At 61.5% G+C, this 7,220-nt stretch carries 7 protein-coding genes; 5 read left to right on the top strand and 2 right to left on the bottom strand.

Annotated elements, in window-relative coordinates:
- Positions 1-180 precede the first annotated feature (180 nt).
- Both DCO48_RS13420 and DCO48_RS13415 read right to left on the bottom strand, forming a co-directional pair.
- Entirely contained in the window at positions 181-627 is a 447-nt protein-coding gene (locus DCO48_RS13420; protein ID WP_116551093.1) for a DcrB-related protein, read from the bottom strand.
- Positions 587-2,596, bottom strand: coding sequence for a type VI secretion system tip protein VgrG (locus tag DCO48_RS13415; protein WP_116551097.1), 2,010 nt, complete (start codon positions 2,594-2,596; stop codon positions 587-589). Before DCO48_RS13415 ends, DCO48_RS13420 begins: the two co-directional genes overlap by 41 nt.
- A gap of 396 nt (positions 2,597-2,992) precedes the next feature.
- Here DCO48_RS13415 and DCO48_RS13410 point away from each other — a divergent pair, with 396 nt between their 5' ends.
- The 5 genes from DCO48_RS13410 (at position 2,993) to DCO48_RS13390 (ending at position 7,183) form a co-directional block, all read left to right on the top strand.
- On the top strand, positions 2,993-3,778 hold the full coding sequence (locus DCO48_RS13410) for a MetQ/NlpA family ABC transporter substrate-binding protein (RefSeq protein ID WP_116551092.1): 786 nt from the start codon (positions 2,993-2,995) through the stop codon (positions 3,776-3,778).
- A 454-nt stretch (positions 3,779-4,232) separates the two neighbouring features.
- Positions 4,233-4,898, top strand: coding sequence for an amino acid ABC transporter permease (locus DCO48_RS13405; RefSeq protein ID WP_116551091.1), 666 nt, complete (start codon positions 4,233-4,235; stop codon positions 4,896-4,898).
- A complete protein-coding gene (locus tag DCO48_RS13400; protein WP_116551090.1) occupies positions 4,879-5,538 on the top strand; it encodes an amino acid ABC transporter permease in 660 nt (219 codons plus the stop codon). The genes DCO48_RS13405 and DCO48_RS13400 overlap by 20 nt, the downstream gene beginning before the upstream one ends.
- Positions 5,535-6,308, top strand: a complete 774-nt coding sequence (locus DCO48_RS13395; protein ID WP_116551089.1) for an amino acid ABC transporter ATP-binding protein — start codon at positions 5,535-5,537, stop codon at positions 6,306-6,308. Before DCO48_RS13400 ends, DCO48_RS13395 begins: the two co-directional genes overlap by 4 nt.
- Positions 6,305-7,183 carry a transporter substrate-binding domain-containing protein gene (locus DCO48_RS13390; protein ID WP_116551088.1) on the top strand — a complete coding sequence of 293 codons (879 nt, stop codon included), beginning with the start codon at positions 6,305-6,307 and terminating at the stop codon, positions 7,181-7,183. The genes DCO48_RS13395 and DCO48_RS13390 overlap by 4 nt, the downstream gene beginning before the upstream one ends.
- The last annotated feature ends 37 nt before the right edge of the window (positions 7,184-7,220 follow it).

The following is a 7,220-nucleotide window of genomic DNA, read 5'->3' as shown; positions in this document are numbered from 1 at the left end:
CACTGGCATCAACGCCAGCCCGGCACCGCAGGTGACGGTGGCAAACGCCACCGCGCCGACCAGCGCAATGCCCAGCGCCGCGCCAGCGAGAAACCCGCCAAGGGCACAGGTGTGGGCAATTTCGTCATGCAACCGTGCCGCTTCGTACATGCACACATCTCCCTGTGTTCGTGGACGTCCTTAAGGCGTGGTGTTGAACGGGTGCGCCTGGAAGCTCGCCAGTACCTCCTGCCAGGTCTGGTCCAGTGCGGCATCGAAGGGGCTCTGTGCGGTGGCGGAGAACACCAGCACGCGCTCTTCGGCAATCAGGAAGGCGGCCTGGCGCTGGTACACAACCCGGCCATCGCTGTTGAAGTGCGCGTCGACCTGCATACCCGCCAACGGCGCCTGGGTTCCCAGCCACACCTCGGCGCTGCCCAGCCGGGTGTACTGGCGCAACCGGATGGCGATCAATTCCAGCTGGCGTTCGAGGTACTGGTCGAGGCTTTCCCCCGGTAATGTCTGGTCGCGACCGACGGTGAGGCTGAACACCGCAGGCACCACGTTGCCGGGGATAAACATGTTCACGCTGCGGTCGCTGAAGCCGTCAGGCAGGGTCAGGCGGCCTTCCTGTAGCAAGTAGTCCATGGGGGTCGAAATCCTTTGAGTGAATGCGTTTGCTTAACTGGCCGGCTGCGGTGGCGCAGCGAACACGCCCTCGACCTTGGCGTCGATGTCGGCCTTGATGCCGTCGGCACCCGGCGCGGTGGCTGCGGCACCGCCGGGCAGGTTGATGTCGAGGTTGCCGCCGGTGTTGATCTGCCCGCTGCCTTCCACCGAGAAATTGAACTGGCTGCCGTAGAGGTTGATCACGCCGTTGCTGTTCAGCTCCAGCACGCTCTGTCCGCACACCAGGCGGATCTGCTGACCGGCTTCGATCAGGTAGGTGCTGCCGATGCTGTCCTGCTTTACGCCGCCCACCAGCAGGGTGTCGTTGCGTTTCACCGTGCGGTTGCGGTGCTGGCCGACCAGTACGGTTTCGCACCCGGTCGACGCCGACGCTATGGCTCTCGTTGTGGTTGATCACGCTGTCGAGGTCGCGCTGGGCGTGGACGAAGATCTGCTCCTGGCCAGCGCGGTCTTCGATGCGCAGCTCGTTAAAGCCCTCGCTGTTCGGGCTGCTGCGGCTCTTGAATACCGAGCGGGTCTTGTTTGCCGGCAGGTCGTAGGGCACACGGTTTTCGGCATGCGGCAGACAGCCGGTAATCAGTGGCTGATCGGGGTCGCCTTCGAGGAAGCTGACCACCACCTCCATGCCCACCCGCGGAATGCTGATCGCGCCATAGCGGCTGCTGGCCCAACTGGACGCCACACGCACCCAGCAGCTGCTGTGCTCGTTGCGCTGGTCGCTGCGGTCCCAGAAGAACTGCACCTTGACCCGACCGTACTGGTCGCAGTGGATTTCATCGCCGGCAGGGCCGCTGACCACCGCCGTTTGCGTGGCCAGGATCAGCGGTTTGCGATGGCGTAGTGGCGGCCGATAGGGCACATCCCAACGGCTGGCGCTGAAGCTGTTGCGATAGCCTTGCTGCCGGCCTTGAGCGTTGCCCTGCTGGTTGCCCGAGTACTCTTCGAGCACTTGCGGTTGATAACCCTGGTGTTCGATGGCCAGCAGCAACCAGCGGTCGTTCAGGGTGCGCCGCGGGTGGTCGGACACGTTCAGCAGATGGCCGTTGCGCAGGCTCGGCTGGTCGCTGCTGCCCTCGGCCAGGCAGTAGTCGGCGCGGTCGCGTTCGAGCATGCGTCGGGTCAGGTGCTGGCCACGCTCGTGCAGATCGAAGCGGCCGGGATACTCGTAGCGCTCCAGCGCCGGTTTGAAGCCGCTGCGGTTGTCTGATTCGATCGGCCGTGCCGGGGCTTCGAAGTTGTAGTTGCGCTGGCTGACCTCGGTAATGCGGGTGGTCACACGCAGCCCGAAGCGGTTGATCACCGGCTCGGCGGCGACCATGGCGCTGTCCTGCACGTAGGGGGTGGGCCGGCCGAGCTCGGGGAAGGCCACCTGCTCGTCGCCGAAAACCAGCAGGTGGCGATCGGGCAGGTGCTGGAAGTGATAGTGAATGCCTTCCTCTTCGCAGAGGCGTTGCACGAAATGCAGGTCGGACTCGCCGTACTGTACGCAATAGGTACGCCGTGGGTACTCGCTCGGGCCCAGCTGAAAGCGGTAGGTGTCGCCGAGAATGCCGTGCTCCTTGAGCACCTGCTGGATGATCTGCGGCACCGTGCGGTGCTGGAAGATCCGGTGGTTGATGCGCAGGGCCAGGTTCGAGAAGCGCGGCGCCAGCGTGAGGTGGTAGTGCGCCAGGCGTTTGCCGGCCTCGCCCTGAGCGACGTGTTGGACTTCGCCGTGGATGCCTTCGCCGGCATGCCCGAAACGAAGGAATGCCGGCTGGTTGAGCAGGCTTTCGAGATCGAGCTCGTGGTGCTCGCTGACGCATTCGAGGGCAAACGCATAGGGCGTGTTGATGGCCTCGTTGCCGGTAAAGGCCAGCACCTGAAAGTCGTGGCTGGGCCCGGACAAGGTCAGGGTGAACTGCGGGGCATTGGCGGGTCGGAACATCCACTGTTCTCCATGCGCGTCGTCGAAGTGGCGCAGGGTAAGGGTTTTCCGGTGGCTAAAAAGGGCGTTGGCAACGGTAGGGAAATGTCCCATTCGTGTTTGGGAAAGTTCCTACTTATCGCGCCTGCCAAGCTGCACCGCCAGCTGCAATCGCAGCCCTTGAAAATGGCGGCTGAAGCCGGGTCTGGCGGCTGCGGATTGCGTGCTAGACCTGTCGGAAGGGTGGGCGATGCAGCGAGCGCATCAAAAACAGAAAAAAAGATATAAGCAGCTAAATAAAAGATATTGTTCGGGAATAAAAAATCTCGGTATTGTCCGCCTCACGCCAGCCGCTGAAGGCCAGGCACCTCACTTTTCGCCGTCGCTCGATGGCCGTGATTCGAATAAGGACTGCGCATGAAAAAGGCTCTGTTGTTCTCTGCATTGGCCGCCGCCCTGTCGGTTGCCGGTTTTGCCCAGGCGGGCGAAAAACTGGTGGTCGCGGCCACCCCAGTGCCACACGCCGAGATCCTCGAGCTGATCAAGCCGACCCTGGCCAAAGAAGGCGTAGACCTGGAAATCAAGGTATTCACCGACTACGTGCAGCCGAACGTGCAGGTCGACCAGAAGCGTCTGGACGCCAACTACTTCCAGACCCTGCCGTACCTGAAGAACTTCAACGAAGGCAAGGGCACCCACCTGGAAACCGTGATCGGCGTGCATGTCGAACCGTTCGGTGGTTACTCGAAGAAGGTCAAGAGCCTGAGCGAGCTGAAGGACGGCGCCACGGTCGCGATCCCTAACGAAGGCAGCAACAGCGGTCGCGCCCTGCTCCTGCTGCAGAAAGCCGGCCTGATCACCCTGAAAGACCCGAAAAACGCCCTGGCAACCCCGAAAGACATCGCCGAGAACCCGAAGAAGCTGAAGTTCCGCGAGCTTGAATCGGCCATGCTGCCGCGTGTGCTGGATCAGGTCGACCTGGACATGATCAACACCAACTACGCCCTGGAAGCGGGCCTGAACCCGGCCAAGGACGCCCTGGTCATCGAAGGCAGCGACTCGCCTTATGTGAACTTCCTGGTGGCCCGCCCGGACAACAAGGACAGCGCCGCTATCCAGAAGCTGGCCAAAGCCCTGACCAGCCCGGAAGTAAAAACCTTCATCGAGAAGAAATACAGCGGCGCGGTATTGCCGGCGTTCTAATTCGCCAGCACCACACCTGCTGAAAACACAACGCCGATGCGCTGGCCGCATCGGCGTTTTTGCATGCGCGGTTCAGTCTTGCTGATTCAAGGCGCGGCTTAGGGCGGTGAGCCATTTGAGCAGTTCGTCGGCGTCGAGCAGGGGGGCGGTGCTGTTCATCATTGTTATCGTCCTTGTTGATGGGATAGGCCACGAGCAGCCAGTGGCGTCAGGGGCTTTGAGAGCGTTTTTGCAGGAAAGATCCCAAGGCTTTGTGGGAATTTTTCGGTTAGTAGATTGGGTGATATCAATATGCAATAAGGGTATTTAAAAAATTGTTTTTATACCTTTAGAGTCTTACCCAGCGTGCTTACCGGCACACCCCAACCTTGCTATCAACCGCCCGTCTACCCTCGGGCAGGTCCTGGATGACCGTCATGCCTTCACTCCCTGCGCGTGCGCCGAGGCTTACTCCATGAGCTTCGACGTCGCTTTTATCCTTAGCACATTGCCCGCGTTTCTCAAGGCGGTCGGGGTCACCTTGCAGGTCGGCCTGATCGCCATCGCCACCTCCTTGCTGGTGGCGCTGGTGAACGCGGCGATCCTGGTTTACCGCACGCCCTACCTGCACCGCGCGGTGCAGCTGTATGTGGAACTGGCGCGCAACACGCCGCTGTTGATTCAGCTGTTTGTCGTGTACTTCGCGCTTCCTACAGTGGGGCTGAAAATTTCCGGCTTTGCGGCGGCAATCATCACCATGACCTTCCTTGGCGGTGCCTACCTCACCGAAGTGCTGCGCGCCGGGGTGGAAGCGGTGCCCGTGGCGCAGTTGGAGTCGGGACGTTCGATCGGCCTGTCGGAAGGCCAGCTGTTGCGCCATGTGATCCTGCCGCAGGCGGGTATCCTCAGCTTGCCATCGCTGTTCGCCAACTTCATTTTCCTGCTCAAGGAAACCACCGTGGTCTCGGCGGTAGCGGTGCCGGAGATTCTCTACACCACCAAGAGCTACATCGCCCTGTACTACAAAACCTACGAAATGCTGACCGTGCTGACGCTGATCTGCGTGCTGTTGTTCCTGCCGTTGTCGCTACTGCTCAGCCGCCTGGAACGGAGGCTGCAACATGGCCAGTTCGGGTCTTGAGTTACTGCTGGTGTCGCTGCCGCAACTGGCGCAAGGCGCGGCGCAAACCCTGTCGATTTCGGCACTGAGCATTCTCTTCAGTACCCTGGGAGGTGTGCTCTACGGGGTGCTGAGCACCCTGGGCAATCGCAGCGTGAAGCTGCTACTGCGGGTGTACCTGGAGCTGTTCCGGGCGATCCCGGTGCTGGTCTGGCTGTACCTGCTGTTCTTCGGCTTGCCGATCTTCTTTGCCCTGAGCATCCCGGCGTTCTGGTGTGCGGTGCTGGTGCTGTCGTTGTGGGCGGCGAGCGAGGTCGGTGAGGTGGTGCGCGGCGCGTTGCACTCGTTACCGCGCGGGCAGCGTGAGGCGGGCCTGTCGATTGGCCTGTCGGCGGCGCAGCTGTATGGCTACGTGTTGTTGCCGCAGGCACTCAAGCGCATGACCCCACCGACCATCAACATCTACACGCGCATCATCAAAACCAGCTCGCTGGCGGTGCTGATCGGCGTGGTCGATGTGATCAAGGTCGGCCAGCAGATCATCGAGCGCACTTATGAGTCGGTGCTGATCTATGGCGCGCTGTTCCTGTTCTTCTTCTTTATCTGTTATCCGCTGTCGGCCGCCTCGCGCGTGCTGGAGCGCCGCTGGGCGAACGCATGAACGCACTGATCGAGTTCAACCGCTTCAACAAGTTTTTTGGCGAGCAGCAGGTGCTCAAGGATGTCGACCTGGCGGTTCGCGCTGGCGAAGTGGTGGTGATTCTCGGCCCCAGCGGTTGTGGCAAAAGCACCTTGCTGCGCTGCCTGAACGGCCTGGAAAGCGCCCACAGTGGCCAGTTGCGCCTGAACGGCCGCGAACTGCTGAGCCCGACCACCAACTGGCGTGAAGTGCGCCAGCAGGTCGGCATGGTGTTCCAGAGTTATCACCTGTTCGGTCACATGAGCGTGATGGAGAACCTGCTGCTGGGCCCGCTCAAGGTGCAAAAGCGCGAGCGCCGCGAAGCCCAGGCGCAGGCCGAAGACTTGCTGGCCCGTGTCGGTCTGCTGGACAAGCGTGATGCCTACCCGCGGCAGCTTTCCGGTGGCCAGCAGCAGCGCATCGCCATTGTCCGCTCGCTGTGCATGAACCCGCAGGTGATGTTGTTCGACGAGGTGACCGCGGCGCTCGATCCGGAGATGGTCAAGGAAGTGCTGCAGGTGATCCAGGGCCTGGCCCGCGACGGCATGACGCTGTTGATCGTTACCCACGAAATGGCCTTCGCGCGCGCGGTGGCCGACCGCATCGTGTTCATGGAGGCCGGCAGGATCCTTGAACAGAACCCCCCCGAGCGTTTCTTTACGAACCCGCAGACCGCACGCGCGCAGCAGTTCCTGGAGAAATTCTCCTTCGTTGAAAGCCTGCCCGAGAAACCCACAAAGGAACTGTCATGAAAACTGCCAATGCTTCGAAACTGTTGTTGTCGCTGTTGGGCCTGGCCTTGCTGGTCGGCTGCAACAAGGCCGAGGATTCGGCCAAACCGGCTGCCACCGGTGCGGCCCCGGCCACCAGCTACCTGGAAACCATCAAGGCGCGCGACAAGCTGATTGTCGGCGTATTCACCGACAAGCCGCCGTTCGGCTTCGTCGACGAGACCGGGCGTTATGTAGGCTTCGATACCGACATCGGCCGGGCGTTTGCCAAGTCGCTGCTGGGCGATGAAAACAAGGTCGAGTTCGTGGCCGTGGAGCCGGCCAGCCGGATTCCGTTTCTGCAGAGCGACAAGGTCGACCTGATCCTGGCCAACATGACCGTGACGCCGGAGCGCAAGGAAGTGGTCGAATTCACCAACCCCAACCTGCGGGTGGCGGTCCAGGCGCTAGTGCCGGACGGCAGCAGTGTGCAGAAGCTCGACGACCTGGCCGACAAGACCACCATCGTCACTACCGGCACTACGGCCGACATCTGGCTGACCCAGAACCATCCAGACTGGAAGCTGCTCAAGTTCGAGAAAAACACCGAGTCGTTGCAGGCGCTGGCCAGTGGCCGTGGCGATGCCTATGCACAGGACAACCTGATCCTGTTCAGCTGGTCGAAGCAGAACCCGGGCTACCGCGTGCTGGCCGAGAAACTGGGCGACGAAGCACCGATTGCCCCGGCAGTGAAGAAGGGCAACATCGAGCTGCGTGACTGGGTTAACAACGAGTTGGCGCGTCTGGGTGAGCAGAAGTACCTGCTGAAGCTATATGACCAGTACGTGCGCAAGCAATTGAGCGACGATACCAAGCCGGAAAGCGTGATTGTTGAAGGGGGCAAGTGGCAGGGCTGAGGCGCGATCGAGTGCTGCTCGTCGTTGACGGAGAAGT

It is taken from the genome of Pseudomonas sp. SDI (assembly GCF_003105155.1).
Lineage (GTDB): Bacteria > Pseudomonadota > Gammaproteobacteria > Pseudomonadales > Pseudomonadaceae > Aquipseudomonas.
The sequence above is the reverse complement of the archived record's forward strand: the minus strand, read 5'-3'. Positions and strand labels throughout refer to the sequence as shown.

Coding starts and splice junctions, on each gene's coding strand:
- DCO48_RS13410 (WP_116551092.1), top strand. CDS start 2,993: ATGAAAAAGGCTCTGTTGTTCTCTGCATTGGCCGCCGCCCTGTCGGTT.
- DCO48_RS13395 (WP_116551089.1), top strand. CDS start 5,535: ATGAACGCACTGATCGAGTTCAACCGCTTCAACAAGTTTTTTGGCGAG.
- DCO48_RS13405 (WP_116551091.1), top strand. CDS start 4,233: ATGAGCTTCGACGTCGCTTTTATCCTTAGCACATTGCCCGCGTTTCTC.
- DCO48_RS13415 (WP_116551097.1), bottom strand. CDS start 2,596: ATGTTCCGACCCGCCAATGCCCCGCAGTTCACCCTGACCTTGTCCGGG.
- DCO48_RS13420 (WP_116551093.1), bottom strand. CDS start 627: ATGGACTACTTGCTACAGGAAGGCCGCCTGACCCTGCCTGACGGCTTC.
- DCO48_RS13390 (WP_116551088.1), top strand. CDS start 6,305: ATGAAAACTGCCAATGCTTCGAAACTGTTGTTGTCGCTGTTGGGCCTG.
- DCO48_RS13400 (WP_116551090.1), top strand. CDS start 4,879: ATGGCCAGTTCGGGTCTTGAGTTACTGCTGGTGTCGCTGCCGCAACTG.